The organism is Halorhodospira sp. 9621 (genome assembly GCF_022228055.1).
In the GTDB taxonomy this organism is placed as follows: Bacteria; Pseudomonadota; Gammaproteobacteria; order Nitrococcales; family Halorhodospiraceae; genus Halorhodospira; species Halorhodospira halophila_A.
The window spans coordinates 20,464-47,225 of record NZ_JAJNRD010000015.1 but is presented as its reverse complement, the minus strand read 5'-3'; the positions used below and the strand labels follow the sequence as shown (position 1 = coordinate 47,225).

Below are 26,762 nucleotides of genomic sequence, written 5' to 3'. Positions count from 1 at the left end.
CCGGAGGTCCCGGCCGTCGTTACTGCTGCAACAGCTGTGCCACTTGCTGCGGGATCTCGTTGGCCTGACCCAGCACCGAGGTCCCCGCCTGTTGCAGGATCTGCGTCCTTGTCATCTCGGCCGTCTCCTCGGCGAAGTCGGCATCCAGGATCCGCGAGCGGGATGCGCTCAGGTTCTCCGAGGAGATGTTCAGGTTGTTGATGGTGGCGTCAAAACGGCTCTGGATCGCGCCCAGATCGGCCCGGGTGTTGTTGATCTGCTGCAGGGCGAAGTCCACCGCCACGATGGTATCGGAAGCGGTCTCGCGGGTGCGCACATCAACCGGGTCGACCCCGCCGATGGTGTACGCCTCCGCCTGCAGGTCCTCGTAGTCATCGCCGGGCTGCCAGTTCTTCAGGCCGATCTGCCCCAGGTCTGCATCGTCGTCGCCATCCACCGGTTCGACCCGCAGCTCGCCGCCGATCTCGGTGGAGAGGGTGATGCCGCGCTCGACGATGAGCCCGGTGCTCTCCTCGTCGGCGCGATCCAGCCCCTGGCCGATCTCGGTCCCACCAACACCGATGGCATCTTCGGCGTCGTCCGAGAAGTACTCGAGCTCGAAGTCGCTGTTGGAGACGAAGGACCAGCCGTTTTCCCCGTTCTCCAGGCGCACCCCGGTCTCCGAGGCCCGGTCGTTAACCCGGGCGGCCAGTTCGCCGATGTCCGTGACGCTCTCGTCAAGCTCGATGGCGTGGTCGTTGATACGCAGCTGACCGCGCTCGCCCTCACCCAAGCCGTCAAACTCTACCGCCTGGGTCTCGGCCCGGTCGGCGCGCATGGCGGACACGCCGGTTTCGGCCTGGCGCTCGTTGATCTCGCGCGCCACGTCGTTGAGCCCGCGCGCATCGCCCAGGTCGATCTCGTGACCGTTGACCTGCAGCCCGCCCGGGAGCTCCACACCGGGACCACCGGCGGCCTGATGCACCGCCCGCCCCTCGGCCACATTGGCGCCCAGGTTCTCGGCGCGGACGTCCACGCCGCCGGCGTTAATGGTCTGGCCGCGGTTCGGCCCGACCTGGAAGACCAGCTCGCGCAGGGTGCCGTTGAGCACGTTCTGCTGGTTGAACTGGGTTGTCTCGGCGATCCGGCCGATCTCCTGCACGGCGGCCTGCACCTCGCGGTCGAGCGCGGCGCGATCCGACGGCGAGTTGGTGTCGTTCGCCGCCTGCACCGCCAGCTCGCGGACCCGCTGGAGCAGGTTGCTCATCTCTTCCATGGCGCCTTCCGCGGTCTGGGCGAACGAGATGCCGTCGTTCGCATTGCGGGCGGCCTGATCCATGCCGTTGATCTGGCCGGTGAAGCGCTCGCTGATCGCCAGCCCAGCCGCATCGTCCCGGGCGCTGTTGATGCGCAGCCCCGAGGAGAGCCGCTCCAGGGCCACCTCCTGATCGCCCCGGGAAGAATTCAAGTGCCGTTGCGCGTTCAGCGATGCAACGTTGGTGTTGATCACCTGTGCCATGACCCGTCTCCTCACGTCTGACGCCGTTACGGCGCCGTTTCGCTGACCCCAGCACGAGCGAACCTGTTCGCTTGGGCTCGCGTCTCGCGCTCTTGCCCAAACGTATCGGCGCTCCCTGGCAAAGCTTTAACGGTTCCGTTGTCCACCAACGGTCACCGCCGGGGTCGGCCCGCGTGGGTTCAGGTCATGGCCCGGGGTCTCACCTCCTTCTCTTTATCCGCGTCCGTTCACGGAAGAATCCCGAATCTGCTGCGGGTCATGGCACCGGTCTCGGGGTCAGCGAGCCGGTGGCGGAGCCCGGGGGGTCAGCCGGGCTCCGCCTCGGGTCTTACTGCAGCAGGGTCAGGACGTTCTGCGGGGCCTCGTTGGCCTGGGCCAGGACCGAGGTACCGGCCTGCTGCAGCACCTGGGCGCGGGTCATGGCGGCGGTCTCGGCCGCGAAGTCCGCATCCAGGATCCGGGAACGGGAAGCTTCCATGTTCTCGGAGACGTTCTGCAGATTGCTGGTGGTGGCCTCGAAGCGGTTCTGCACCGCACCCAGGTCGGCCCGGGCGTCGTTGATCTGCCCCAGGGCGAAGTCCACCGTACGGATGGCGTCATCGGCGTCGGTCCGGGTGGCCACGCTCAGCGCATCCGGCCCGCTGACCCGGTGACGGCTCATCTCCATTTGCTCGTCGGACATCCCGAGCGCCCCGAGGGTGTCGGCGTCACCATTGACGTCGATCCGCTGGCCCAGGTCGGTGGAGAGTTGGATGCCGCGCTCGAAGCGCATCCCACTCTCCTCGCCTTCGAGCCCGAGATCGCCGATGGGGCTGTCGTCACCCGGCTCGATGCGGAAATCGGACTCGGAGACGAAGCGCACTTGGTCGCCGTCCATCTCGGCACGGACGCCGGTGTCGCCGGAGGCGGCGTTCACCTCGTCGACGAACTCGCCGACGCCGGCATCCTCACCGATGCTGATGGTGGTGCCGTTGATCTCCAGGCTGGCGCCACCGTCATTGTTGAAGTCGAACGACTCGGTGGTGGCCCGGTCAGCGCGGAACGCCGTCACACCGGTGGCACGGGACTGGGCGTTGATGGCGTCCATGGCGTCGGAGACGTTGCGCGAGCCACTGACGTCAATATCCAGCCCGTTGATGTTGATCGAGCCATCCAGGTCCAGATCGCCGTAGTTGCCTTCCTCATCGAGAACGCGCTGCACCGCCTGCCCCTCGCCGATCTCGGCGCCGAGGTTGTGGCCACGCACATCGACACCGCTGGTGTTGATGCTCTGGGCCCGGTTGGCACCCACCTGGAAGACCAGCTCGTCGAGCGACCCGTCCAGGATGTTCTGGTTGTTGAACTGGGTGCTGGAGGCGATCCGGTCGATCTCCTGCACCGCCTGCTGCACCTCGGCCTCCAGGGCCTGGCGGTCCTCGGCGGTGTTGGTGTCGTTGGCCGACTGCACCGCCAGCTCACGAACCCGCTGCAGGAGGTTGCCCATCTCCTCCATGGCGCCCTCGGCGGTCTGGGCGTAGGAGATGCCGTCGTTGGCGTTGCGCTCCGCCTGGTTCATGCCACCGATCTGCGAGGTGAAGCGCTCGCTGATCGCCAGGCCGGCGGCGTCGTCGGCCGCGGAGTTGATCCGCTTGCCCGAGGAGAGCCGCTCCAGGGCCTGCTGCTGCTCGCCCTGACTGGCGCTCAGATGCCGCTGACCGGTGAGGGACGCAATGTTGGTGTTGATGACCTGTGCCATTGCCTTTGCTCCTTGTGCTCCGCTGTTTGGAAGGCCCCGGCGGCGAGCTCTTGCCGCCTGCCGGTACCCAGTCTTTCGCCTTCACTTACCGTATCGGCGATCGGCGGCAAGGCTTTACCCCTTTGGCGGCAAAAATTTTCCATACGCGGCAATCCGGTGGCACAGAGCGGCAAGCAGGGGCCACATCCTCGTATCTGACTGTTTGGGCAGGGTATTCAGGGGCAGCATGTTGCCACGACAGGCAACCGAGAGCACCACGGAGGGTGACCCGACGGCGGCGGGCGGCAAGCGCAGCGGCAAGAGCGGGTCGCGCCGCGACCCGTGAGGCGGGCAAAAAAGTGCCGGGGAGGATGCCCTCCCCGGCAATCAGGCGCCGATCGTTCGGCTGGAGGAAGCCGCCAAGGCGGCAGGCATGAGCACCCCCTAAGCTACGGGTGACCCGTGACGTGGGATCAGAAGTCGACGCGCATCCCCGCCCAGTAGGTCCGCGGCGCGCCGGGCCGTGCCCCCGCCGGGCGGTGGTGGGCGACGTAGGTCTCGTCGGTGAGGTTCTCGATGCTCCCGAGCAACCGCACATTGTCCATCAGCTGATAGTGGGCGGAGAGATCGAACAGCCAGCGGGAGTCGATCTTCAGATCGTCGTAGTCCCGATCCGCCAGCGCGCGGGTCTCGGAGACGTAGTTGGCGTTCAGGTTGACGCGCCAGTCAGCCTGGCCCACGCCGGCACTGAGGTTCAGCTGGTGCTCGGGGATCTCCGGCAGGCGGTCACCCTTGCGGGCGTTGGCCAGCTGATTGGGGCCATCGTCGATGTCTTGACGAAACTCGCTGTCGGTGAAGGTGTAGCTGACGCTGACCGGGAGCTGGACGGGCAGGTCCTGGCTCTGACCCAGATCGTGCATCCACAGCGCCTCCAGGCCCCAGACGTGAACCTCGCCAGCCGAGACCAGTTCATCATCGGTCTGGCAGGCCCCGCCGACGTTGGTGCACTCGTAATTGATGTTGGAGTAGTCGTTGAAGAAGCCGATGACCTCCGCCTGGGTATACATGTCGCTGAACCGGAAACCGGCCTCGTAGTTGACGCTGCGCTCCTCATCGGCCTGCGGGTCGGCACCCGACGGCGCGAACCCGCGGTGGACCCCGCCCAGGACGCTCCACTGATCATCGATGGCGTAGGTGGCGCCCATGCCAGGGACCCAAACCCGATAGGTGTTGGAGTAGGAACCGTCCGCATCGAGGTTGGCGGTGGTGCGCCCCGGACCATCCCACTGCTTGCGATCCACATCGATGTTCTCGTAACGCACACCAGGAACCAGGGTCCACGAACCGCGCTCCATGGTGTTCTGCACGTGGAACGCATAGGCCTCGGCGGAGGTGACCCGATTGGTGGTCTCACCCGGTTCCTCGTGTTCGTCGAGAACCATCATGCCGTTCTGCATCTCGAACGAGTCCTGCCACTGCTCGCGGTCCTCCTCGTCCTCGTGGTAGCGGAAGCCCACCTCCATGTCGTGATCCCAGCCGAAGGCCTGGAAGAGGTGGCCGGCCTGCACCTGGATGCCCTGGGCGTAATACTCGCGATTGTTGGCGCGGACGTTGCCGCGGGCGTCGTCGTCAATGCTAAGCCCCGCGTCATAGGCGGTGTCGAAGCCACCGAGGATCCAGGCCAGTTCGTCTTCGTGGTCGCCCGGGTCGCGGAGGATGTCGGAGATGCCCGTAAAATCACCGCTACCGCCATCCACCTCATGCAGCTTGTACCAGTTGCGCACGGTATCGGTGCGGTAGAGCGTGGTGGTGACGTCGGTATCCACCGTGGGCTGGAAGTAATGGCGGACCTGGTAGAGGTCGTTCTCGGTGTTGATCTCGTCGAGCTGCGAGCCCGCGTAGCGCCGGTGTGGGTTGTCGTCGAAGTCGTCGGGGAGCAGGCCCAGGTAGGTGTCGTGGACGGTCCGCCGATCGCGCGCGTATTTGAACTCCACCTCCTGGTAGACCTCGGCGGTGGGGTCGCTGGCCCACATCCCCTTGGCGACGAAGTTGTTGCGGTCGAAGCCGGTGTTCGGCACCGGATTGTTGGGCTTGTTGGACTGATCCCCGGAGAGCGGATGGTCGAGTTCCTTGAAGCCGTCGCTCTGCTCCGTGTAGCTCTCCAGCAGCCAGCCGAACTGCCCCTCGCGGCCGCCGATGTGGGCGTGGGCGCGCCGCCCGTTGTCCGAGCCCAGGCGCCCCTCCACCTTGCCGGAGCGCTCCTGGGGGATCGGCGTGGAGGTCATGTTCAGGGCGCCGCCGACGGTGTAGGGGCCGTGCTTGATGGCGCTCGAGCCCTTGCGCACCTCGACGTTGTCCATGCGCCCCATGGGCGGAAAATAGTAGGCCGCCGGTGCGGCGTAGGGCGCCGGCGAAGCCGTCAGCACCCCGTCCTCCATGACCGTGATGCGCGCGTTCCGCTCCGGGTTCACGCCGCGCATGCTGATGTGCGGGAACTGGCCGTAGCCCTCCTCCTCCGCGACATTGACCCCGGGGATCTGGCGCAGGATGCGGTGCGGATCGGTGTACCCCTGCCGATCGATATCCTCCCGGCTGAGCACCTGCGCCGAGCCGGCGGTATCCTGCACCCGGTCCGGGCCACCGGTGATCATGATGCGATCGAGCAGGCGGGTCTCCGCATCGCCGGATTCCGCGTGCGCCGCGCTCAGGGCGCCCCCTGCCAGGACCGCAGCAGCCGCAACCCCCCAAGGCCTTACTGTCTGACTCATAATCCCCTCGTTCTGTTATCCGTGCCGATGTGCGCAATACGTATACTAGTGATAACGATTCGCGTTTCCAAGAGACGGCCATGCCGCCGGCAGGCCTTTCCCATCGGCGTTTTCGATAACCGGAACCCCAAGGGATTGACTTTGCGCAAACCCGGGCGGCCACGGCACCCCTCGGACCGGCACCAGCGCGGCACGCCGGCCCGGCCAGGCAACGCATTGGCGGGAGAGACTAGATGTAGTCGAACAGGGAGAGGTTCTGCACGCGGCCGAAGGTGGATTGGGCCGCCTCGAGCCCGGTGAGCTCCTGGTTGAAGCGGCCGGTGGCCTCGGCGTAATCCAGGTCGCGCTCGTCGGAGGTGGCCTGCTTGAGGTCGATGATCGCCGCCTCGTTGCTGGCCTTCTCGCTATCGAGGGTGGACAGGCGGGCGCCGATCTCCGCCCGCACCCGGAAGGTGTTCTCCATGGCCAGGTCCAGATCGCCCAGGGCGCGGTCGGCGGCGTTGCGGAAGTCGGGCCCCTCACCCTCCTTAAGGGCGCCGATGAGCTCATTGACGGTGGCGAAGATCGACTGGGATCGGCTACCGGTGACCGTGAACCGGTCGCCGTCCTCGAACCCCCCCTGGCCCGGATCGGGGTTGCCCTCGATCTTCACCCGGACGCCGTCGTCCACCTCGATGGTCGCCCCCGGCTCATACAGCGGGGCGTCCTCCACCGCCGGCGGCCCGCCGTTCTCGCCGTTCACCCACTCCCAGGCGTTCTCGTCCTCGGGGTTGTGGGTGCGTTGGATGGCGTAGCGGGTGTTTCCGTCCGCGTCCTCGGCGAAGCGCACGCGGTACTGCTCGGCATCCAGGCCCCGGACCTTGCCGTCGACCACGCTGACCACGCCGGTGCCGCGGTTCTCCTCGCCCTGGAAGGCCTGGTACTGGCCGTTGCCGTCGGGGACCTTCATGAAGGCGTCGAAGCCGGAGTGATCCACGCCGATCTGGCGTCCGGGCCCGATGCGCACCTCGCGGCTGTTCTGGTCGCCGTGGTAGGTCACGTGGCCATCGGTGCCCATATTGAACGGCTGGGTGCGGGTGCGCGAGCCGGAGAAGAGATACTCCCCATTGCCGTCGCGGCTGTTGCCGAGTTCCACCAGCTGCTTGTAGCGCTCCTCGATCTCCGCGGCGATGTAGCTGCGGGTGTCGGCGTCCTGGCTGCCGTTGGCCGCCTGGACGGTGAGTTCGCGGATGCGCTGGAGCTCGTTGCCGGCCTGCTCCAGGGCGGACTCGGACATGGACAGCCGGGTCCGCGCCAGATCGCCGTTGCGGTTGAACCGCTCCACCGACTCGGTGGCCCGTTTGAGATCCAGGGTGCGCGCAGCCGAGGTGGGATCATCCGACGGCCGCAGCACCCGGCGCCCGCTGGAGAGCTGGGTCTGCGTGTCGTTGATCTCGCTCTGCTGGCCGGTCATGTTCTGAACGGCCGTGTTCTGCATGTGGCTCGTGGATACGCGCACGGCTCACCCCCTTAGCGACGCACCGCGTTGAGCATCTCCTGGAAGACCTCGTCGGCACTGGTGATGATCTGGGCGGCGGCCTGGTAGGCCTGCTGATACTCCATCATGTTGGCCGCCTCCTCATCCAGGTTGACGCCGGAGAGCTCCTCCCACTGCTCCTTGGCCTGGTTGAGCAGGGCCTCCTGGGCATCGCGATTGGTCTGCACCCGCTGGCTGAAGCCGCCGAGCTCGCCGACCATGGCGCTGTAGGCCTCCTGGAAGGTGCTGTTGCCGTTGTCCATGACGGTCTCTTCCATCAGCTCGGCCATGCGCAGGGCGTTGGTGTTGTCGCCCACGCCCTCGTAGTTGCCATAGAGCCCGAAGCGATCCCCGTCATCCGGCACGCCGGAGATGCGCACCGAGACATCCAGCGCCGCCAGCGTCTCGGCCTGGGCGCTGCCGGCCGGCTCCACGTCCTCGGCCAGGTTCACCACCTGGCCGCGCTCGATGTCCTCGGGGGCGTAGTCGAAGGTGCCCGCCGTCTCGCCACCGATGGTCACGGTGAACGTGCCGTCATCGGCGTAGGTCATCTCGACTCCCTGCTGCAGGGCACCCCCCTCCTCCAGGGCTGCCATGACGCCTTCGGCCCGCCCGACATCCGGCGGACCGATCTGCGCGCGCCCGGTGTTCTCGGTCTGACCGTCGGCGCGCGGCGCCTCGCCGGTGACCACCGGTGCGGCCGCCGCCACCTGGGTCGGCCGCGCGAGCCGGCCCTCGATCCCCTGAGCCGCGTCCCGGGTGGGCTGGATCAGGAAGCGGTCGCCCTCCTCGACGGCGCCGTCGCCGGACTCCGGCGGATAGAGGATCAGCCCGTCGAAGCGGTAGCCGCCGTCCGCGTCGGGCTGGATGTCGGCATCCCCGCCCTGGCCGAGGGTACGCACCTCGTTGGCGTCCTGAGTGGCCACCTGCCACTGCCCGTCAACGAGGCGCACCTGGTAGTTCTCGCGGCGCAGCTCACCGATACGCTCCTCGTCGACGATCACCTGCGGCTGGCCCTCGCCGGCGTTGCCGCGGTGGGCGGAGACCCCGGCCTCTCGGGCGTAGTCGAAGAAGTCGTCACCGGCCTCGGGGTAACCGCTGTCGAACTGGATGCCGCTGCGGTGCTGCTCGTTCATGGCCCCGGCCAGGGAGGTGGCCACCCGGCCGATCTCATCGCGGGTCTCGTCCAGCACACCGTTGCGGAACTCCAGCAGCCCGCCCAGCGAACCGCCCTGAACGGCGTCGGTGATCTGAACGGCGCGATCGCCCCGGCGGACAGCCAGCTCCGGGCGCTCCGGCTCGAAGGCGTTGCGCGTGACTTCCAGGGTGTTGGCGCGGTCGCCGGTGACCAGCGGCTGGCCATTGCCAATGCCCACGTTCAGCGACCGGTCGTCCTGCTCGGTCACCCGGACCGTGACGTGCTCGGAGAGCTCGCGGATCTTCTCGTCGCGCTGGTCGAGCAGGTCGTTGGGCGGGCGCTGCGGGTTGGTCCAGCGGCTGCGGATCTCGCCATTGAGCTCGGCGATGGACTCGGCCAGGCCGTTGACCTTGTCGGTCTCGGCCCGCACCCGCTTGTTGACGTCCTCTTCCAGGGTCAGCAGTCGGTTGTCCAGGGTCTGGAAGCGATCGGCCAGGGCCTGCCCCTGGGTGAGCAGCTGCTGCCGGGCAACGGTGTTCGAGGGGTCGTTGGCCACCTCCTCGACGGCGTCGAAGAACTGACGCAGCGCCGGGCTCAGCCCGGCGTCCTGGTCGGCAACCAGGTTGTCGATGCGCCCGGTCATCTCCGCGAGTCGATCCAGGCGCTCATATTCAGCGTGGTTGTTGCGCAGGGCGTCGACGCGGTGATCCTCGGTCAGGCGCTGGATGGTCTGCACCTGCGTGCCGGTGCCGACGGCCCCGCGGGAGTGGTAGTGCGGGATGCTCGTATCCTGCTCCACCCGTTGGCGGCTGTAGCCGTCGGTGTTGACGTTGGAGATGTTGTGCGACGTGGTCGCCAGCCCGCGCTGGGATGCGCGCAGCCCGGAGATGCCCGTCTGCAACAGATCAACCATAGACTCCGCCTCGCTGGGGCCCGCAGGCCCACCCTGCCCTGTCTAACCTCTCGGCACGGAATCGGAAATCTTGAGGGTCTCACCGCCGATCCGCACCCCCTGCCCGTCGTCACCAAGCTCCATGATCCGCTGCAGCTTCTCCGCGTACTGCGGATCGGTGGCGTACCCAGCCCGCTGGAGGGCCTCGACATACCGCTCCGGATCGTCGCCGACCTCCAGGGCCTCACGGTAGCGCGGGTTGCGCTCGAGGAAGTCGGCGTAATCGGCAAAGCTCTCGGCCACCGAGTCGTAAGCGCGGAAGTCGGCCATCTCGCGCTGCGGGATACCATCCCGGTACTCCAGGGTGGGCACGCGCACGGCATCGCCCTGCCAGTCCGCGGAGTGGGCCTTGATATTGAACAGATTGTTGGCGCTGCGCCCGTCCCCGTCGGCCACCATGTGCTGGCCCCACCCGGTCTCCAGAGCAGCCTGGGCCACCAGGGCCACCGCTGGCACCCCGAGGCGCTCGGCGGTCTCCCTGGCCGCCGGGGTGATGTCCTCGACGAAGTCCTGCGGGCTCGACCAGCCGGCCCCCTTGCCGCCGAGGCCGCCACTGCGGCCTTGCGCGCCGTCGCCCGCGTCCGCCGCCGCGAGCTCCCCGGCATCGGGCTGCACCGGCACCGCCGAGTGGCGGTAGTCCGAGATCTCCTGCGGCAGCCCCTGCATCCGGTCGGTCTCGAAGCCCGCATTCTCGCGCAGCTGTTCTTCGATCATCGGGGCCAGCCCCAAGCCCTCGCCGTCACGGGACATCTGCACCGCCATCTGCCGGTCGAAGAGGTCGCGGTACGTCTCCTCGGCGTTGCCGCCGAAGATCTCATCGCCCGGGGTGGCCTGGCGCATCTGGCCGAGCATCATCTCGACGAACACCGCCTCGAACTGCCGCGCCACCTCGGCGAGGTCCTCCTCGCTGGGGTTGCGCGTCATCGAGCGCAGCTGCTGCAGACCCTGGGGCTCGAGGGCGTTACCGAGGGCACCGCTGCTGTTGTGCATGGTCGCCTCCCTAGATGATGGTCAGCTCGGCACGCAGCGCACCGGCGCGCTTGAGGGCCTCGAGGATAGCCACCAGGTCGCCGGGGGCGGCGCCCACGGCGTTGATGGCGTCGACGATCTCGTTGAGATCGGCGCCGGCTTCGAAGACGAAGGCCGGATTCTCACCCTCGAGGCCCTCCATGTCCTCGTCGGGGACGATCAGCGGCTCATCCAACCCGAAGGGGTCGTCGGCCACCTGTTCCGGGCCGCCGGCGCCAATGGCCACGGTCATGTTGCCGTGGCTGACCGCCGCCGGGCGGACGCGGACATTGGAGCCCATGACGATGGTCCCGGTGCGGGCGTTGACGATGACCTCCGCCGGCGCCTCACCGGGCTCGACACGCAGCTCCTCGAGGAAGGAGATGAAGCTCACCCGCTGATCCGAATCCCGCGGCGCGCGGACCCGCACCGAGCCGGCATCACGGGCACGGGCGGTGTTCGGCCCGAGGTTGTGGTTGATCACCTCGGCGGTACGGCGGGCGGTGGTGAAATCCGGCTCGTGGAGGTTGAGCACCACCTCGTCGCGATCCTGGAAACCGGTCTCGATGCGCCGCTCGACCATAGCGCCGTTGGGGATGGAGCCGCCAAGCTGGTTGTCCACGGGGATCTCGGTGTCCTCGGCGCCGAAGCCGCCGATGACCACACGCCCCTGGGCCACCGCGTAGACCTCGCCGTCGGCGGCACGCAGCGGCGTCATCAGCAGCTCGCCGCCCTGCAGGCTGTCGGCATCGCCCAGCGACGAGACACTGACATCGATCTGCTGCCCGGGACGGGTGAAGGCCGGCAGCTCGGCGGTGATCATCACCGCCGCGGTGTTGTCCGCGTCCGGATCCACATCGTGGGGGATGTTGACGCCCTGGCTGGCGAGCATAGAGCGCACGCTCTGCTCGGTGAACGGCGTGTCGTCGCCGGTCCCGTCCAGACCCACCACCAAGCCGTAGCCAACCAGCTGGTTGCTGCGCACCCCGGCCACCGAGGCGATGTCCTTGATCCGCTCGGCCGCTGAGACACTCGCCGCGAGCATCACCAGGAGCACCCCCGCGGCGACCTGGATCCAGCGTGTGTCGATCCTGCGCATTCTCATCACCTTGCGTCCTCCCGAGCGCGCCGTCCATCGCGGCGGCACCCGCCGTTCAGTAGCGCCTCATCAGAAAACGCGTCAGCCACCCCGGTTGGGCGGAGTCGCTGAGCGCCTCTTCGCCGGTGTAACCGACCTGCATGTTCGCCACCCGGTTGGACGAGACCTCGTTGTTGGCCCCCACGTCGTCGGTGCGCACGATCCCGGAGATGCGCAGCGTCTCCTGGCCCTGACTGACCCGTACGTTCTTCTCGCCGCGGATGACCAGATGTCCGTTGGGGGTGGTGTCCACCACCACGGCATTGATCGTGCCGGTGAGGTTCGTCTCCTGGTCCGCGCTCCCGCCGCCCTCGAAGCTGGCCTCGCCCTCCTGCTCGAAGGCGAAGGGGCGGCCGAAGATCTCCAGGTCCTCGCCGCCGATCTGCGGCGCCGGGATATCCGCCTCCTGCTGGCGCGCCATCTCGGAGTTGATCGAGCGATCGCCGGCGGTCTCCTCCTCGATGACCACGGTGATCAGATCCCCGGTGCGCCGCGCGCTGCGGTCCTCGAACAGCCGCATGCTGCGCTGTTCATCAAAGACCGAGCCGGTCCGCTCGTCCGGGTCATCGGGGATGTCGACCCGCGGCGCGGTGATCGGCGACGGATCCGGCGCCTCCTGCGGCATCGGGGTACACGCCGCTGCCGCCACCCCGGCCACCATGGCCGCGGCACAGCCGCGTACCCACCGATGCCAGCGCATCATCTCAGCCGCCCTCAGACGTTCTGGTTGAGGAACTGGAGCATCTCATCGGTGGTCGAGATGGCCCGGGTGTTGGTCTCGAAGCCGCGCTGGTTCTCGATCATGTTCACCAGCTCCTCGGCGATGTTCACGTTGGAGGTCTCCAGGGCCCCCTGCATGACGTTGCCCAGGGCCCCCTCCCCCGGGGCACCCACCTCGGGGGCGCCGCTCGAGGCGGTCTCAAGGAACATGTTCTCGCCCACCGGCTCGAGGCCGGAGGGGTTGATGAAGTCGGCGAGCTCGATCTGGCCGATCTCCTCGGGCTCCTCGTCGCCGGGGATCTTGGCGCTGACCGTACCGTCGCTGCCGATGCTGATGGTCTCGGCCTCCTCGGGGACCTGGATGGCCGGCTCGAGCAGGTAACCGCCGGAGGTGACGATCTCACCGTTCTCGTTGAGCTGGAAGGCGCCGTCCCGGGTATAACCCACCTGCCCGTCGGGACGGAGGATCTGGAAGAAGCCCTTGCCCTCGATGGCGACATCAAGACTCCGCTCGGTCTGCTGCACATTGCCCTGGGAGTGGATCTTCTCCGTACCCATGACCCGCGAGCCGGTGCCGAGCATCAGCCCCGAGGGCAGCAGGTTGTCCTGGCTGGCTCGGGAGCCGGGCTGGCGGACGGTCTGATAGAACAGGTCCTCGAAGTTGGCCCGGTCCTTCTTGAAACCGTTGGTGTTCACGTTGGCCAGGTTGTTCGACGTCACCTGCATACTCTTCTGCTGGGCGTCGAGTCCGGTCTTGGCTACCCAGAGGGCGGGATCCATGGCGTCACCTCATTGTTGTTCGTTTGTCACGGCAGTGGACAGCTCGCGCCACCTCAGCCCGGGTGGTTGAGCAGCTGGGCGCTGGTCTGCTCGTTCTCCTCGGCGGCGGTCAGCATCTTGATGTGCGTCTCGAACTGCCGCGCGTGATCGATCATGTTCACCAGCGATTCCGCCATGTTCACGTTGCTGCCCTCGAGCGCGCCGCCGCGGACCTTCACTTGCGCGTCGTCAGCGGCCGGTTCGCCCTCGGCGTGGCGGATCAGCCCGTCCTCGCCCTTGACCAGCTGCGTCGGGTCCGGATTGACCAGGCGCAGCCGGTCTAGCTCGATGGGCGCCCCGGCTCCGTCCTGCGGGGTGGCCGTGATCACCCCGTCGTCGGCGATGTCCACCTTGGTGTCCGGCGGGATCGAGATGGGCCCGGCCTCGCCCATGACCAGGTGGCCATCGCCGGTGGTCAGCAGCCCCTCGGGCGTCGTCTGGAAATCGCCGCGCCGGGTGTACGCCTCGTCGCCGTCCGGGGCCTGGACCACGAACCAGCCCTCGTCCTGGATGGCCACATCCAGGTCGCGCCCGGTGGTCTCGATCGGCCCCGGGTTGAAGTCGGTCCCGGCACGCAGCTCCTCGGCGTAGGCCCGGGTGGCGAAGCCGGGCCCGTAGACCGGCGCCTGGTAGAAGCTGTCCAGGTCGGCGCGGAAGCCCGGGGTGCTGGCGTTGGCCAGGTTCTGGTTGTTGTGGTGCTGCGCCTCCAGGGAGTGCTTCGCCCCGGTCATGGCCACATACAGTTGACGATCCATACGCCTCTACCCGTTCTGCCCCGCCGCGGCGGGAGGGGACACCCCGTTAGCGGATGTTGAGGATCTCCTGAGTCACCTGATCCTGGGTGCTGACCATCTGCGCATTGGCGGAGAAGTTGCGCTGCGCGGTGATCATGTTCACCAGCTGATCGGAGACCTCCACGTTGGACTGCTCCAGGGCGCCGTTCTCGATGCGGCCAAACTGGCCCTGACCGGCCACGCCGATCAGCGGATCCCCGGCATCGCGGGTCGCCTGCCAGGAGGTCTCGCCCACGGACTGCAGGTTCTCCTCCGACGGGAAGCTGGTCAGCGCCACCTGACCGACGGCCTGGGCCTCGCCGTTGCTGTAGCGGGCCAGGATGGTGCCATCGCCCTCGACGTTGATGTTCTCGAACTCGCCGGCGGTGTAGCCGTCCTGGGAGACGTTGGTGACGTTGAACGGCCGAGCGAACTGGGTCATCTCGCCGAAGTCGATGTCGATGTCCAGGTCGTCCACCTCGGCGAGCAGCGGGATCTCCTCGAGGCTGGCGATCCGCCCTTCATCATCGCCCTCGGCATCGACCAGCGAACCGGAGGTGTCGAAGGTGAGACGGTGCGGGCCGAAGAAATCCTCACCCTCGGCACCCGCCGCATCGTAGTCCACCCCGTCGATCTGGGTGTAGACATCCCACTCGTTGTTGCCCGCCTTGCGGAAGTAGAAGGTCGCGTCCCGGGCCGAGCCCTGGGAGTCGTAGAGGGTGGTCGTCGTCGACTCGGTGAAAGTCTCGCTGTCGTCCGGATCGAACGCCACACCCTCATCGATCACCTCGGCATCGGCGCTGAGGTTGGCGGCGATCTCGACGTTCTCGCTGGCACGCGCCGGGATCCCGTCGGTGGGCAGCTGAAGCTGGTCGCGACCGTCGCCGATGCGGCTGCCGTCCTCGTCGGTCTGGAAGCCGGTCAGGCGCTTGCCGGTGTTGTTGACGATGTAGCCGTCGCGATCCACCTCGAACTGACCGGCCCGGGTGTAGCTGACCTCGCCGTCGTCCTCAAGGCGGAAGAAGCCGCGCCCCTCGATACCCAGATCCAGGCTGCGCTCGGTGAACTCGAAGGACCCCTGGCTGAACATCTGGCCGACGTTGGCCAGCCGCGACCCCTGCCCCACGGCCAGCTGCGGGATGCCCATCGGGCCCATGGCGAAGAGGTCGTTGAACTCCGCCCGCGACTCCTTGAAGCCCGTAGTGCCGGCGTTGGCCAGGTTGTTGCTGGTGGTCTCCAGGTCCTTGGAGGCGGAGTTGATCCCGGTTAGCGAGATGTTGAATGACATGGCTGATCTCCTCGATCCCCGCTGCTCTTGTTCGTCTTATCGGATGCGCTTGACGTCGGATAGCGACATCTCACCGAGCCCGGCCACGCTGAGCTCCGGCGGCCGGCCGTCCATCCCCACCGAGACACTGGTCACCGGCGCACCCACCAGGGTGGGCACCGGCTCGCGCTCATCACCGTCCTCAACGTAGGCGTTGACCTGGTACGTGCCCTGGGGCATGCGCTGGCCGTCGTTGTCGGTACCGTCCCAGGTGAAGGGGTGTTCGCCCTCTTCCATCTCGCCAAGCTGCTCACGATGGACCCGCTCTCCGGCCTCGTTCTCGATCTCGACGGTCAGATTGGGGGCCGAGCGCTCGAGCTGGAGCAGCGCCTCCATCTCCCCATCCTCGGGCAGATAGGCCTCGCGGCTCTCGGTGACCACCTCACGGCCGACCAGCTGCGAGGCGCGCAGCGACTGATCCGAGCGCATGTGCTCGAAGAACTCGCGGAAGTCCGACTGCAGCTGCTCGATCCCCGAGGCCGTGGTGAACTGGGCGATCTGCCCCATCATCTGCTCGGTGTCCTGCGGGTCGGTCGGATCCTGGTTCTCGAGCTGGACCATCATCAGCTCCAGGAAGTCCTCGTGGCCGATGCTCTGCGGGTCGCCGTCGTCCTTCTCGTCGGGGATGCTGCGCAGATCCTCGGGCAGCGCCTCATAGCCCGACCGGGCGACCGAACCGGACGGCTCGCCGCGCGAACCGCCGGCGGGGCCACTGCCCACGGGCTTCTCGGCCGCCTTCTGCGCCGCCTGCACACCCTCGGCGACGCCCTGCGTGGCCCCGCCGCCCGGCTTACCGGATCCGCCGTCACCGGCGTTCGGCGGTTTGGGGGCCTTCTGGCCGCCACCGGCGGCCCCGCCCATCAGTTGGCTCGGATCGAGCATGGTCGCTCCTCCCGGATTCAGCGGCCGAGGCGCAGGGTCTCGAGCATGAGATCCCGCGAGGTGTTCATGACTTCGACGTTGTTCTGGAACGACCGCGAGGCGGAGATCATGTTGGTCATCTCCTCGACGGAGTTCACGTTGGAGCGGTAGACGTAGCCGTCGTCATCCGCCTGCGGATGGTGCGGCTTGTACAGCGGCTCAATCTCGGCGTCGCTCTCCACCACACCCGGCATGAAGACCGGCACGCTGGGCGACGGGCTGGCCCAAGGGTCGCCGGCCGCCGGCACACCGGCGGGCTCGCCGCCAAAGAACTGACGCTGGAAGCTCACCGGGCTGACCCGATCCACCGGCCCGCCGGATTCGGCCCAGCCGGGGGTTTGCGCCGGCTGCGGTCCGCCGCCCTGCGGATAGCCGCCCTGGGCCTGGTGGAGCGCCGCGGCGAAAACCGGCTGCCGGGCGCGGTACGCCTCCTCGGGGCTGGAGGCGACCGTCTCGGCGTTGGCCAGGTTGCTGGCCACGGTGTTCAGGCGCAGCTGCTGGGCGTTCATCCCGGTGCCGGCGACGTCGATGGCGTGCATCAAGGACATGTTCGCTTACTCCCCTCGGATGGCGCCGGTGAGCTTCTGGATCCGGCCGTTGAGGAAGTCCACGGCGGCCTGGTAGTTCACGGCGTTCTCGGCGAACTTGGCCTGCTCGACGTGCATCTCGACGGTGTTGCCGTCGAGCGAGGCGGCGTGGGGCTCCCGGTATAAAGATTTCGGATCGCCTGCCGCCATGGTGGATGAAGGCGGCGGTTGCACGTGCTGCGCATGCGTCGCCTGCAACGGCTGGGGCTGCGGTTCGCTGGCCTGGCGCATGGCCTCGCGGAAATCCATATCACGCGCCTTGTAGCCGGGCGTGTCCGCGTTGGCGATGTTCGAGGCGAGCAGCTCGTGCCGCTCGCCGCGCAGGCGCATGGCCTGCTCGGGTACCGAGAAGGCCTGATCGAAGCCGATCCGCATGGCGGACTCCCGTGGTGTTCGTTCACGGGACCTTTATGCAGATCGCGTGCCAGGCACGCGGGGTTGGCGGATCAACGACTAAGCCGGAAGAAGGCGGCAACGGGCGGCAAGCGCTTGCCGCCCGGCGGCAGGGTCTGTCCGTCAGCCGCGGCGCCGGTAGACCACACCGCCATCGAGGCGGACCAGCTCGAACTCGTCGGAATGCCGGGCGAGGGACTCCGACGCCCCGACGATCAGGTACCCGCCCGGGCGGGTCACCTCGGCGATGCGCTGGACGATATCCCGCCGCGAGTCCCAGCCGAAGTAGATGAGCACGTTGCGGCAGTAAACGATGTCGAATCGACCCAGACCGGCGTAGCTCTCCAGCAGGTTGTGGACGCGGAAGCTGGTCCGCCGGCGCACGGCGGGCTTGACCTCCCAGGTGTTCTCGCCGACGGCATCGAAGAACCGCTGCTGGCGTTCCGGCGCCAGCCCGCGGCGCGCCACGTTGGCGGTATAACGCCCCCGCCGCGCCTCCTCGACCATCGCGGTGGAGATGTCGGTCCCGAGGATCTCGGCCTCCATACGCCCGCCGCTGTCGTTGTACTCGTCGACGGTCATGCTGATCGAGTACGCCTCCTGCCCGGAGGAGCAGGCCGCGGACCAGATGCGCACCGGCCAGACGCGGCGGCGCTCCATCTCGGGGAGCAGGTGCCGACGCAGGACGTCGAAGGGGAAGCGGTCGCGGAACCACTGGGTCTCGTTGGTGGTCATCGCCTCGATAACCCGCCCCTTGAGATCGGCGGTGGGGCGCTGCTCGAGCCGCTGGACAAGGGTGGCCAGATCCGGGATGCGCTCGGCCTCGAGCAGCGGCCCGAGCCGGCTGGCCACCAGGTACTGCTTGCTCGGCCCAAGGACGATCCCGCAGGCGCGCTCCAGGAACCGTGCGAACGCCTGGTACTCCTCTTCACCCACGGAAAGCGCGGCCAAACCGTCCTCCTTGCATGCTCATCCCCCTCGCTCGGCCAGCCGGGCGCCGACCCGCTCGGCCAACTCCCGGGAGTGGAACTTGGCCAGGAACTCGTCGGCCCCCACGCGACGCACCATCTCGGTGTTGAAGACACCGCTGAGCGAGGAGTGGAGCAGGACGTGGACCCCGGCAAGCCCCGGATCCTGCCGGATCGATCGGGTCAGGGTGTAGCCGTCGAGCACCGGCATCTCGATGTCCGAGACCACCATCAGCAGATCGTCGAGCCCGGAGGGATCCTGATCCTTCCAGGTGCGCAGCTGCTCCAGCGCCTCGCGGCCGTTGTTCTTGGTGACCACGCGCACACCGATCTCCTCGAGCGTGCGCTTGATCTGCCCCCGGGCGACCGCCGAGTCGTCCACCACCAGGACCTTGTAAGCCTCGGAGCCCTCGGCGTGATCCACGCCACCGCCCTCGGTGACCTCCGGATCGGCGCCGCCGGCACGCTGAACCTCGGCGAGGACCTTCTCGACGTCGACGATCTGGATCATCTGCCCGTCGTAGCGCGCCACGGCGGTCAGGTAGCTGCCGGCGCTGCCCCCGCTCGGCGGCGGCAGCACGTCCTGCCAGTTGATGTTGACGATCCGGTCCACCCCGCCGACCAGGAACCCCTGGACCTGACGGTTGTACTCGGTGACGATGATGTAGTTGCCTTCTTCCTTGGTGATGGCGCCGTTGCCGGTGGCGTAGCTCAGATCGAGCACCGAGAGGGTGTGGCCGCGGACGTAGGCGATGCCGAGGGAGGCCGGATGGGCATGCGGCACGTAACTGAGCTCCGGGGCCGGTATGACCTCGCGGACCTTGAACACGTTGATCCCGTAGCGCTGCCGCCCCTCGAAACGGAACAGCAGCAGCTCCATGCGGTTATGGCCAGCCAGCTGGGTCCGCTGGTCGACGGAGCTCATGATTCCGGCCATCGCTGACGGCTCCCTTATCGGCGTACGTCCCGGGGGCTGGCCCCCGCCCGTTGGCGTCATGTTAATCCGGTAGCCGGATCAGGGAAAGCGGCCGACGCCGCGGCACACCCTTTGCATATTTCTCCGGAGGATCACCAACCGAATGGAGGTTGCGCGCGGACCGATGAGCAGACCCGCCGGCGCCACCCCCGCCCGCAGGGTCGGGCGCAGTGCGCGACCGTCGCCCGCCTGGCGCCTGGCCGTCGTATTGTTGGCGCTGACGGTCCTGGCCCCGGCGGCGGCGCAGGCCAGCACCCAGTCGCCGGAGGCCATCCGTGAGACGGCGGAGGTGTTCCTGCGCGAGGCGCTGGCCGGCGAGTACGACGAGGTGGAGGTCGAGGCCCGCGGGGTGGACGGCCGGTTGAAACTGCGTGCGTGTGACGGCGAGCTGGAGGGGTTCATCCCCCGCGGGCGCAGCCCCCACCAAGCCGGTACCGTGGGGGTGCGCTGCAGCGGAGAGGCACCCTGGACCGTTTACGTGCGCATGGAAACCACCTTGAAGACGGAGATGGTGGTGGCCGCACGCAGCTTGCGCCGCGGACAGCGGCTCGCGGCGGCGGATCTGCGCACCGCTACGCGGGATGCGCGCCGGGTCCGCGGCGAGTTCTACCGCGACGCCGGCGATCTGGTCGGCCAGGAGGTACGCCGGAGCCTGCGCGAGGGGGTGGCCGTGACCGGCAACCACGTGCAGCCCCCGACGCTGGTCGAGCGCAACGACCGGGTCACCATCGCCGCCGGCCGGGGCGATGCCATCCAGATCAGCAGCCGTGGCCGCGCCCTGGAGCACGGCCAGAAAGGCGACCGGATCCGGGTGGAGAACCTGGACTCCGGACGGGAGATCCAGGCACGGGTCGTCGGCGAGGGCCAGGTCCGGGTCGGCGATTAGGCCGCAGGCGGCGGGAGTTGCCGTCAGTGGCAACCTGGGTCACAGTAACCGGAACCAGGACTCAAGTTCCTGCCCGGGCCGCCGATAGATACGGATAGCACGGGTCCATGCAGGCCAGGGAGCGGCGCTGCAGCCCGCATAGGAAAGGTTTTGAGGAGAGCCCGATGTCCAATCCGATCGAAGGAGGGGGTCCGCGCCCCGTCGGACCCGCGACCGCCCAGCCGGGCAAGGGCCCGAAGAGCGGCGGCGCCGACGAGGCGTCGAACGCCCCGCCCCGGGGCGCAGGCGGCGCCGACGAGGCCGAGACCTCGGAACGACTGCAGACGGTCCGCGAACGCATCGACCAAACCCCGGAAGTCGACCGGGATCGGGTCGAAGCCATCAAGGAGCGGATCGCCAACGGCGACTACCCGGTGGACGCCGAGAAAGTCGCCAAGAAGTTCGCTGAGCTTGAGGCGCTGGTCGAGTCGTGATGACGCCGGCGGAGCACGGCCGCTCTGACCGCTTTCCGCGCCAGACGCTGGACGCGGAGCTGGCGCAGCGCCTGGCCGTGCGCGTCGAGCGCTGCCAGGCGCGCGCCGGGGAACTCGCCGCCACCCTCGAGGCCGAGGCCCGGCAACTGATCGACCGGGACCTGAACGGCTTCGACGAGCTCCTGCGCCGCAAGGGCGCCCAGGTCGAGGCCCTGGAAGAGGCCGAGCAGCAGCTGCGGCGGGTTCTCACCGAAGCCGGCTATCCGCCGGGGACCGCTGGCGTGCGGGCGGTGTTGCGTACTGCACCGGAGTCGCTGCGCTCCGCCTGGGGCGAGCTGGAGCAGTTGCTGCGCACCATCCAGGCCCGCAACGAGGCCAATGGCCGCCTCATCCACCGCAACCTCGACCATACCCGGCGCCTGCTCGACCTGGCCACCGGCGCCCACGAGCGGGCCGATGAACTCACCTACGGCACCCACGGCGGCTACACCGCCAGCGACCGCTCCCGGCGCATCACGCGCGCCTGACAATACCCGCTCCGGCAACCTCCGAACCGGGCCGCGGCCCGCGTGCTATCTTCAGGGGATGGAACGACGGAGGCAGCCATGACCGAGATCGACCCTGCCACGGCCAGCCACGAAGCGATCCGCCCCCACCACGCCGAGCACGCTGCCGAGCAGCGTCGCCAGGAGGCCCTGCGCCCGGAACGGGACGGGGAGACAACGGGGACGGAACGGATCCGGGAGGAGCGCACCGAGGCGGCCGGCAACCGGGATGCGGAGTCGGTGCGCGCCAGCGACCCGGTGGCGGTCAACGCCTCGGGGCCGGATTCGGCCACCGGCGAGGTGCCACGAGATCGGGAGGAAGCCCGCGCCCTGGCCGAGGAGACCCGGGAACGGATCCTGGACAATCCGGAGCGGGCGGCGGAGTCCGTGCGCGATACCGCCCACGAGCCCGCCGCCAGCCGGATGAGCCGGGCAATCGAAGCCCTTAGTTGATCTTCTCCTTGATGCGCGCCGCCTTGCCGCTGAGCTCGCGCAGGTGGTAGAGCTTGGCCTGGCGCACGTCGCCGCGGCGCTTGACCTTGATGCTCTCGATCTGCGGGCTGTAGGTCTGGAAGACCCGCTCGACGCCCTCGCCGTGGGAGGTCTTGCGCAGGGTGAACGAGGAGTTCAGGCCGCGCTTGCGCTTGGCGATGACGACACCCTCGAAGGGCTGGACGCGCTCGCGACCGCCCTCACGCACCCACACCTGCACCAGCACGGTGTCGCCCGGGGCGAACTCCGGCACCGTGTGCTTGCACGCCTCGATCTGCTCGCGCTCCAGTTCGTCGATGACGTTCATGACGATTCCCCTCGGTTCTACGTTTCTTCGTGATCGTTGCCGGCCCGCGCCCCTGCGCGGTGCTCGACGATGAATTCATCCAGCAAGCGGCGCTGCCGCTCGTCCAGCTCCCGCCCGGCGAGCAGATCCGGGCGACGCAGCCACGTCCGCCCCAGGGCCTGCTTGAGCCGCCAGGTATCCACCGCCCCGTGATCCCCGGAGCGCAGCACCTCCGGCACCCCCTGCCCTTCGTAGACCTCCGGGCGGGTGTAGTGCGGATGGTCGAGCAGCCCGGTGGCGAAGGAGTCCTCGGCCGCCGAGTCCTCGTGCCCGAGCGCCCCCGGGACCAGCCGCGTAGTGGCGTCGATGGCGACCATGGCGGCGAGCTCGCCGCCGCTGAGTACGTAGTCGCCGATGGACAGCTCCTCGTCCACCTCGGCCTCGAGCAGCCGCTCGTCGATGCCCTCGTAGCGGCCACAGAGGTAGATCACCCGCTCGCGGGCCGCCAGGCGCGCCACCCCGTCCTGATCCAGCCGCGCCCCCTGGGGGCTGAGGTGAATCACCCGGGCCGGGCGCGGATCCGCTGCCCGAGCCGCTTGGATGGCCCGGCGCAGCGGCTCGACCTTCATCACCATGCCGGGACCACCGCCGTAGGGCCGGTCGTCCACGGTGGCGTGCCGATCGGTTGCGTAGTCCCGCGGGTTCCACGCAGCCAGCTCGATCAGGCCCCGCTCGGCCGCCCGGCCGACCACCCCGAACCGGGCCACCTGCTCGACCATCTCCGGGAAGACGGTGACGACGTCGATGCGCCTAGAATTCGGGGTCCCAGTCAACCTCGATGACGCCTTCCTGCTGATCGACCCGCTGAACGACGTGGTCGAGGGTAAACGGGATCAGCCGCTCTCGCTCGCCGCGCACGACCATGACGTCGTTGGCGCCGGTCTCGAACAGGTGGCTGACAGCCCCCAGCTCGACGCCGTCGACGGTGCGCACCGCCAGCCCCTGCAGATCGACCCAGTAGTATTCGCCGGGATCCGGCTCCGGCAGCAGCTCCCGCGCTACCGCGATGTCGCTGCCAACCCACTGCCGCGCTTCGTCGCGATCATCGATGCCGGCGACCCGGGCGATCAGGCCTTTGCCCTGCTCCTGCCCCGCCTCGAGCCGAACAGCCCGCCAGCCGTCGGCGGTGGCCAGCTTCCAGTCGGCGTAAGCGAACAGGTTGGTTTTCGGCTGGGTGTAGGAGTAGACCTTGACCCACCCCGCCACACCGAACAGCCCGACGATCCGGCCGACGACGACCCGCCTGGGCTCACGATCCGGCATGGACCGCGGACCGGCTTACTGAGCCGGTTGCTCGGCGCGCTCGGCCTGCCGGATCAGCTGAGCCGCACGCTCCGTCGGCTGCGCACCCTTGGCGATCCACGCCTTCGAGCGCTCGACGTCCAGCTTCAGCGGCGCCTCCTGCCCCGAGGCCACGGGGTTGAAGTAGCCCAGGCGCTCGATGAAGGCGCCGTCCCGCGGCTTTTTCGCCTCGGTAACTACGATGTGGTAGAAGGGCCGCTTCTTCGCGCCCGCCCTTGCCAGTCGAATGGTAACCATATGCGCCCTTGCGATTCCCGTTACGTTGAGTCATCGGCCCCGCGGCGGGGCTTCTGATACGTACTTGAGTAAACCGGGCATTGTACTCGCTTTGTCACTGAAGGGAAGGGTCTGCACGGAGAAAAGCGCCTCGCTCAGTCGGCGCCGTCCTCCGGATCGGCGTTGCTGAAACGCCTCAGCAACCGATCCCGGTAGCCCTGCTCGGCGACGTACAGGGCATCGGCGTCGTGGCCGCTGCGCTCGAGCCGGGCGCGCAGCAGCGACAGCCGCCGCTCGGCCTGGCTGCGCTGCTCCGCCGCCTCGGCGGAGGCATCGGCGTAGAGGGCGTCGATGAGGTCCTCGAGGCTGCGGATCTCCTGGCGCTCGGCCAACTCCGGTGGGATGCAGTTGGCGTTCTTGAGCACCCGGTAGGCGGTGCGCAGATGCTCGGGGATCATGGAGTCGTCATCGAGCTCCAGCGGCTGCCCGGCGCCGGGCAGGTCCTGGAGCTCGCCCTGCTCCACGGCCTCTTCCAGTCGGCGTTCGGCAATCCGGTCGATGAGGCTCATAACACGCCCTCCCAGAAGGCCTTCACATCCTCGACACGGCGGGTCAGCGGCATCGCCGGCAGGCTGTTGCGGAACAGTCGGCCGTAGGGTTTGCCGAGCAGGCGCGGGTCCGCAATCATCAGCACGCCGCGGTCGGCGTCGTCGCGGATCAGGCGCCCGGCCCCCTGTTTCAGGGCGATGACCGCCTCGGGTAAGAGGATATCGCGAAACGCCACCCCGCCGGCATCCTCTACCGCGCGCTGCCGGGCGGCGGTCACCGGATCTCCCGGGGCGGCGAACGGCAGGCGGTCGATGATCACCGCCGAGAGCGCCGCCCCGCGGATGTCCACCCCCTGCCAGAAGCTCGCCGTACCCAGCAGGACGGCGTCGCCGGCTTGGGCGAAGGCCTCCAGCAGCCGCCCCTGCGGGGCATCGCCCTGGACCAGCAGCGGTCGCCTCAGGGCCGTCTCCAGCTGCTCGCGGGCCAGGCGCAGCGCCCGATGACTGGTGAACAGCAGGAAAACCCCGCCCGGCGTGCAGTCGATCACCTCGCGGGCCCGCGCCACCACCGCCTGATCGTACCCCGCCTGGTTGGGCAACGGGAGCCCGCTGGGGCAGTAGAGCAGGGACTGGCCGGCGTAGTCGAACGGACTGGGCAGCTGCTCGGTGCGCACCGTATCGGCCAGCCCGAGGCGGCCCCGGAACGCAGCGAAGGAGCTACCCACCGCCAGCGTGGCCGAGAGCAGAACCCAGGCATCGGCCTCCCGCTCCATGTGCCGGCGAAAACTGCCGCCCACATCCAGGGGTGTCCGGTGCAGGGCGAAACCCCGCCCGCGGGTCTCGTACCACTGGACCTCGCCCTCCGCGGGGGCGAGGAAGCAGCCGAGGGCCTCCTCCAGCTCACCGGCGCGCCGGTGGCACGCCTCCAGCTCGGGGCCACGCTCGGCCACCAGAGCGAGGGCTTGCTGCAGGCCAGCCGCTGCCCCGCGCAGGGCTTCGGCCGCCTCGGCGCCCCCCGATTCGGCCACCGTGTACCAGGCATCCCGCTGCTCCCCCCCTTCCAGGGCCAGGCGCAGCCCGGCGACCGCCGCCTCCAGGGTATCGATGGCCGCGCGCAAATCCGGCATGTCGCCAGCTTCGCGCCGGTCGGCGATACGCACATCGCGAACCAGATCGCGGATCGCCCGCGCCGAGACCGAGTGACCGAAGAAACGCGCGGCCGTGTCCGGGAGCAGGTGGGCCTCGTCGAGGATCACCGCTTCCGCCTCGGGCAGCACGGCCCCGTAGCCGGCATCCTTCACCGCCCAGTCGGCCAGCAGCAGGTGGTGGTTGACCACCAGCACGTCGGCCTCGTGGGCACGCCGGCGAGCCTCGTAGAAGAAGCACGTGTCGTAGGCCGGGCAACCCTGACCGAGACAGCGCTCGGGCGTGGCGGTGATGCGCTCGGCCACCCCCTCGACGCCCTGCGGCGCCTCGGCCAGGTCGCCGCTGTCCGTCGCCCGCGCCCACTCCGCCGCCGTCTGGATGGCCGCGACCTCGTCGGGGGCGGTGAACGGCCCTTCCTCCACGGCCCGCTGCAGCCGGTAACGGCACAGGTAGTTGGCCCGCCCCTTGAGCAGGGCGGTGCGCATCGGCTGCGGGGATGCGCCCTGCAGCGCCGCCCGCACCCGGGGCAGATCGCGGTGGTAGAGCTGATCCTGCAGGGTCCGGGTGCCGGTGGAGATGATCACCCGGCGGCCGTCGAGGAGCGTGGGCACCAGGTAGGCGTAGGTCTTGCCGATACCGGTGCCCGCCTCGGCCACCAGCACCTCGCCGTCGGCTAGCGTGTCGGCCACCGCGGCGCCAAGCTGCAGCTGCCCCGGGCGCGCGGCGAACCCTTCGATGGCCCGGCTGACCGCCCCGCCGACATCGAGTTCGGCGACCACGGCCCGGGCGAAGGCTCCCCCGGGCGGCCTAGAATCGGCCAAGGCCACCGTCTCCGGTATCACCGAAACTTCGCGCCGAGGAGGCCGCGTCCCGGGCGCCGCCCCGGTCACCGCGCTCCATGCGCGCCGCCGCCACCAGCCACCACGCCTCGCGCATCACGGCGAGGTCGTCGCCGCCGGTGTCTACGGCGCGCAGGGCCAGCTCCTCGGCCCGCTGGTGGTGCCCCTGCTGGTAGCGCACCGCCGCCAGGTTCTGCCACAGCACCGCCCGCTCCGGCGCCTGGTCCAGGGCCTGCTCCAGGTGCTGTACCGCCCGGTCGTAGTCGCGCCTCTCGTAGGCCTCCCGCGCCTGCTGCGCCAGCGCCGCGATCTCATCGGCACCGCCCCGGGTCTCCTGCCGGGCGTCGGACTGTGGCTGCGACCACCAGCCCCCCTGTTCCTGCTCCGGCTCCTGCTGCGGCTGCGGCTGCGACCACCAGCCACCCTGCTCCTGCTGTGCCTCATCCCGGTCGTCCTGCCGGGGCGCTTCGGCCTGCGTGCGCGCGTCGCCACCGCCATCGGCAATGCCGTCATCAGGAGGCACATAGCAGGCCAGCGGCGCCAGGCAGACCAGTGCCGGCAGCGCGGAGAGCTTCCGCCATCGCATCATTCGGGGGCCTCGTTACAGAACCGGGCTTTGCTGCCGCCAAGGATACCAGAGCCGGGCGGAACCCGGCGCGACGCTTTACGGCCGGACAGCCGCCACGCTATAAGGGGCACGCGCGGGCACCGCGGCCCGTTGGCGGGATCCGCAGCCGCACGGCACCCACAGCC

Annotated in this window: 27 protein-coding genes; 4 read left to right on the top strand and 23 right to left on the bottom strand. The window is 68.8% G+C overall.

Features of this window, described 5'->3' with window-relative positions; genetic code table 11:
- Positions 1-19: 19 nt before the first annotated feature.
- From LRF89_RS08460 to LRF89_RS08385, 16 genes are all read right to left on the bottom strand, one after another.
- The gene (locus LRF89_RS08460) at positions 20-1,498 is read right to left on the bottom strand and encodes a flagellin N-terminal helical domain-containing protein (RefSeq protein WP_201168537.1); all 1,479 of its coding nucleotides are present in this window, start codon (positions 1,496-1,498) and stop codon (positions 20-22) included.
- Positions 1,499-1,826: 328 nt separating this feature from the next.
- Positions 1,827-3,233: a flagellin N-terminal helical domain-containing protein gene (locus tag LRF89_RS08455; RefSeq protein ID WP_238636903.1), complete on the bottom strand. Its 1,407-nt coding sequence runs from the start codon at positions 3,231-3,233 to the stop codon at positions 1,827-1,829.
- A 452-nt stretch (positions 3,234-3,685) separates the two neighbouring features.
- Positions 3,686-5,980 carry a TonB-dependent receptor family protein gene (locus LRF89_RS08450; RefSeq protein WP_238636902.1) on the bottom strand — a complete coding sequence of 765 codons (2,295 nt, stop codon included), beginning with the start codon at positions 5,978-5,980 and terminating at the stop codon, positions 3,686-3,688.
- A gap of 229 nt (positions 5,981-6,209) precedes the next feature.
- On the bottom strand, positions 6,210-7,478 hold the full coding sequence (gene flgL, locus LRF89_RS08445) for a flagellar hook-associated protein FlgL (RefSeq protein WP_201168545.1): 1,269 nt from the start codon (positions 7,476-7,478) through the stop codon (positions 6,210-6,212).
- 11 nt (positions 7,479-7,489) lie between these two features.
- The gene (gene flgK, locus LRF89_RS08440) at positions 7,490-9,547 is read right to left on the bottom strand and encodes a flagellar hook-associated protein FlgK (RefSeq protein ID WP_201168547.1); all 2,058 of its coding nucleotides are present in this window, start codon (positions 9,545-9,547) and stop codon (positions 7,490-7,492) included.
- Positions 9,548-9,589: 42 nt separating this feature from the next.
- On the bottom strand, positions 9,590-10,576 hold the full coding sequence (gene flgJ / locus LRF89_RS08435) for a flagellar assembly peptidoglycan hydrolase FlgJ (RefSeq protein WP_201168549.1): 987 nt from the start codon (positions 10,574-10,576) through the stop codon (positions 9,590-9,592).
- A gap of 10 nt (positions 10,577-10,586) precedes the next feature.
- Positions 10,587-11,693, bottom strand: a complete 1,107-nt coding sequence (locus tag LRF89_RS08430; RefSeq protein WP_201168705.1) for a flagellar basal body P-ring protein FlgI — start codon at positions 11,691-11,693, stop codon at positions 10,587-10,589.
- Between the two features lie 55 nt (positions 11,694-11,748).
- A complete protein-coding gene (locus LRF89_RS08425) occupies positions 11,749-12,435 on the bottom strand; it encodes a flagellar basal body L-ring protein FlgH (RefSeq protein ID WP_201168551.1) in 687 nt (228 codons plus the stop codon).
- Between the two features lie 11 nt (positions 12,436-12,446).
- On the bottom strand, positions 12,447-13,232 hold the full coding sequence (gene flgG, locus LRF89_RS08420) for a flagellar basal-body rod protein FlgG (protein WP_201168553.1): 786 nt from the start codon (positions 13,230-13,232) through the stop codon (positions 12,447-12,449).
- Between the two features lie 53 nt (positions 13,233-13,285).
- Entirely contained in the window at positions 13,286-14,026 is a 741-nt protein-coding gene (flgF, locus tag LRF89_RS08415; protein ID WP_201168555.1) for a flagellar basal-body rod protein FlgF, read from the bottom strand.
- Positions 14,027-14,072: 46 nt separating this feature from the next.
- Positions 14,073-15,332 carry a flagellar hook protein FlgE gene (gene flgE / locus LRF89_RS08410; protein ID WP_201168558.1) on the bottom strand — a complete coding sequence of 420 codons (1,260 nt, stop codon included), beginning with the start codon at positions 15,330-15,332 and terminating at the stop codon, positions 14,073-14,075.
- A 36-nt stretch (positions 15,333-15,368) separates the two neighbouring features.
- A complete protein-coding gene (locus LRF89_RS08405) occupies positions 15,369-16,253 on the bottom strand; it encodes a flagellar hook assembly protein FlgD (RefSeq protein ID WP_238634963.1) in 885 nt (294 codons plus the stop codon).
- A gap of 17 nt (positions 16,254-16,270) precedes the next feature.
- Complete coding sequence (flgC, locus tag LRF89_RS08400; protein ID WP_201168563.1) at positions 16,271-16,840, bottom strand: flagellar basal body rod protein FlgC; 570 nt, start codon at positions 16,838-16,840, stop codon at positions 16,271-16,273.
- 6 nt (positions 16,841-16,846) lie between these two features.
- Entirely contained in the window at positions 16,847-17,254 is a 408-nt protein-coding gene (flgB, locus tag LRF89_RS08395; protein ID WP_201242459.1) for a flagellar basal body rod protein FlgB, read from the bottom strand.
- Between the two features lie 141 nt (positions 17,255-17,395).
- Positions 17,396-18,223: a CheR family methyltransferase gene (locus tag LRF89_RS08390; protein WP_238633555.1), complete on the bottom strand. Its 828-nt coding sequence runs from the start codon at positions 18,221-18,223 to the stop codon at positions 17,396-17,398.
- Between the two features lie 18 nt (positions 18,224-18,241).
- Positions 18,242-19,177 carry a chemotaxis protein CheV gene (locus tag LRF89_RS08385; protein ID WP_201168568.1) on the bottom strand — a complete coding sequence of 312 codons (936 nt, stop codon included), beginning with the start codon at positions 19,175-19,177 and terminating at the stop codon, positions 18,242-18,244.
- Positions 19,178-19,340: 163 nt separating this feature from the next.
- Here LRF89_RS08385 and flgA point away from each other — a divergent pair, with 163 nt between their 5' ends.
- The 4 genes from flgA to LRF89_RS08365 all read left to right on the top strand — a co-directional run bounded on the left by flgA (position 19,341) and on the right by LRF89_RS08365 (position 21,573).
- Positions 19,341-20,102 (top strand): flagellar basal body P-ring formation chaperone FlgA, encoded by a 762-nt coding sequence (gene flgA, locus LRF89_RS08380; RefSeq protein ID WP_201168570.1) that lies wholly within the window; start codon positions 19,341-19,343, stop codon positions 20,100-20,102.
- A 164-nt stretch (positions 20,103-20,266) separates the two neighbouring features.
- A complete protein-coding gene (gene flgM / locus LRF89_RS08375) occupies positions 20,267-20,575 on the top strand; it encodes a flagellar biosynthesis anti-sigma factor FlgM (protein ID WP_201168572.1) in 309 nt (102 codons plus the stop codon).
- Positions 20,575-21,102: a flagella synthesis protein FlgN gene (locus LRF89_RS08370; protein WP_238634965.1), complete on the top strand. Its 528-nt coding sequence runs from the start codon at positions 20,575-20,577 to the stop codon at positions 21,100-21,102. Before flgM ends, LRF89_RS08370 begins: the two co-directional genes overlap by 1 nt.
- Positions 21,103-21,180: 78 nt before the next feature.
- The gene (locus tag LRF89_RS08365; protein ID WP_238633559.1) at positions 21,181-21,573 is read left to right on the top strand and encodes a hypothetical protein; all 393 of its coding nucleotides are present in this window, start codon (positions 21,181-21,183) and stop codon (positions 21,571-21,573) included.
- On the opposite strand, the gene rplS is transcribed toward LRF89_RS08365, so the two are convergent.
- The 7 genes from rplS to LRF89_RS08330 all read right to left on the bottom strand — a co-directional run bounded on the left by rplS (position 21,566) and on the right by LRF89_RS08330 (position 26,598).
- The gene (rplS, locus tag LRF89_RS08360; protein ID WP_201168579.1) at positions 21,566-21,919 is read right to left on the bottom strand and encodes a 50S ribosomal protein L19; all 354 of its coding nucleotides are present in this window, start codon (positions 21,917-21,919) and stop codon (positions 21,566-21,568) included. The two genes, LRF89_RS08365 and rplS, sit on opposite strands and share 8 nt — an antisense overlap.
- Before the next feature lie 17 nt (positions 21,920-21,936).
- On the bottom strand, positions 21,937-22,731 hold the full coding sequence (gene trmD / locus LRF89_RS08355; protein WP_238633560.1) for a tRNA (guanosine(37)-N1)-methyltransferase TrmD: 795 nt from the start codon (positions 22,729-22,731) through the stop codon (positions 21,937-21,939).
- Positions 22,709-23,221, bottom strand: coding sequence for a ribosome maturation factor RimM (gene rimM / locus LRF89_RS08350; RefSeq protein WP_238636901.1), 513 nt, complete (start codon positions 23,219-23,221; stop codon positions 22,709-22,711). The genes trmD and rimM overlap by 23 nt, the downstream gene beginning before the upstream one ends.
- Positions 23,222-23,236: 15 nt before the next feature.
- Entirely contained in the window at positions 23,237-23,497 is a 261-nt protein-coding gene (gene rpsP, locus LRF89_RS08345; RefSeq protein ID WP_201168587.1) for a 30S ribosomal protein S16, read from the bottom strand.
- Between the two features lie 134 nt (positions 23,498-23,631).
- Entirely contained in the window at positions 23,632-24,045 is a 414-nt protein-coding gene (locus tag LRF89_RS08340) for a DnaJ family domain-containing protein (protein WP_201168590.1), read from the bottom strand.
- Positions 24,042-25,991 (bottom strand): ATP-dependent DNA helicase, encoded by a 1,950-nt coding sequence (locus tag LRF89_RS08335; RefSeq protein WP_238634966.1) that lies wholly within the window; start codon positions 25,989-25,991, stop codon positions 24,042-24,044. The genes LRF89_RS08340 and LRF89_RS08335 overlap by 4 nt, the downstream gene beginning before the upstream one ends.
- Entirely contained in the window at positions 25,978-26,598 is a 621-nt protein-coding gene (locus LRF89_RS08330; protein WP_201168593.1) for a tetratricopeptide repeat protein, read from the bottom strand. The genes LRF89_RS08335 and LRF89_RS08330 overlap by 14 nt, the downstream gene beginning before the upstream one ends.
- Positions 26,599-26,762: the final 164 nt, after the last annotated feature.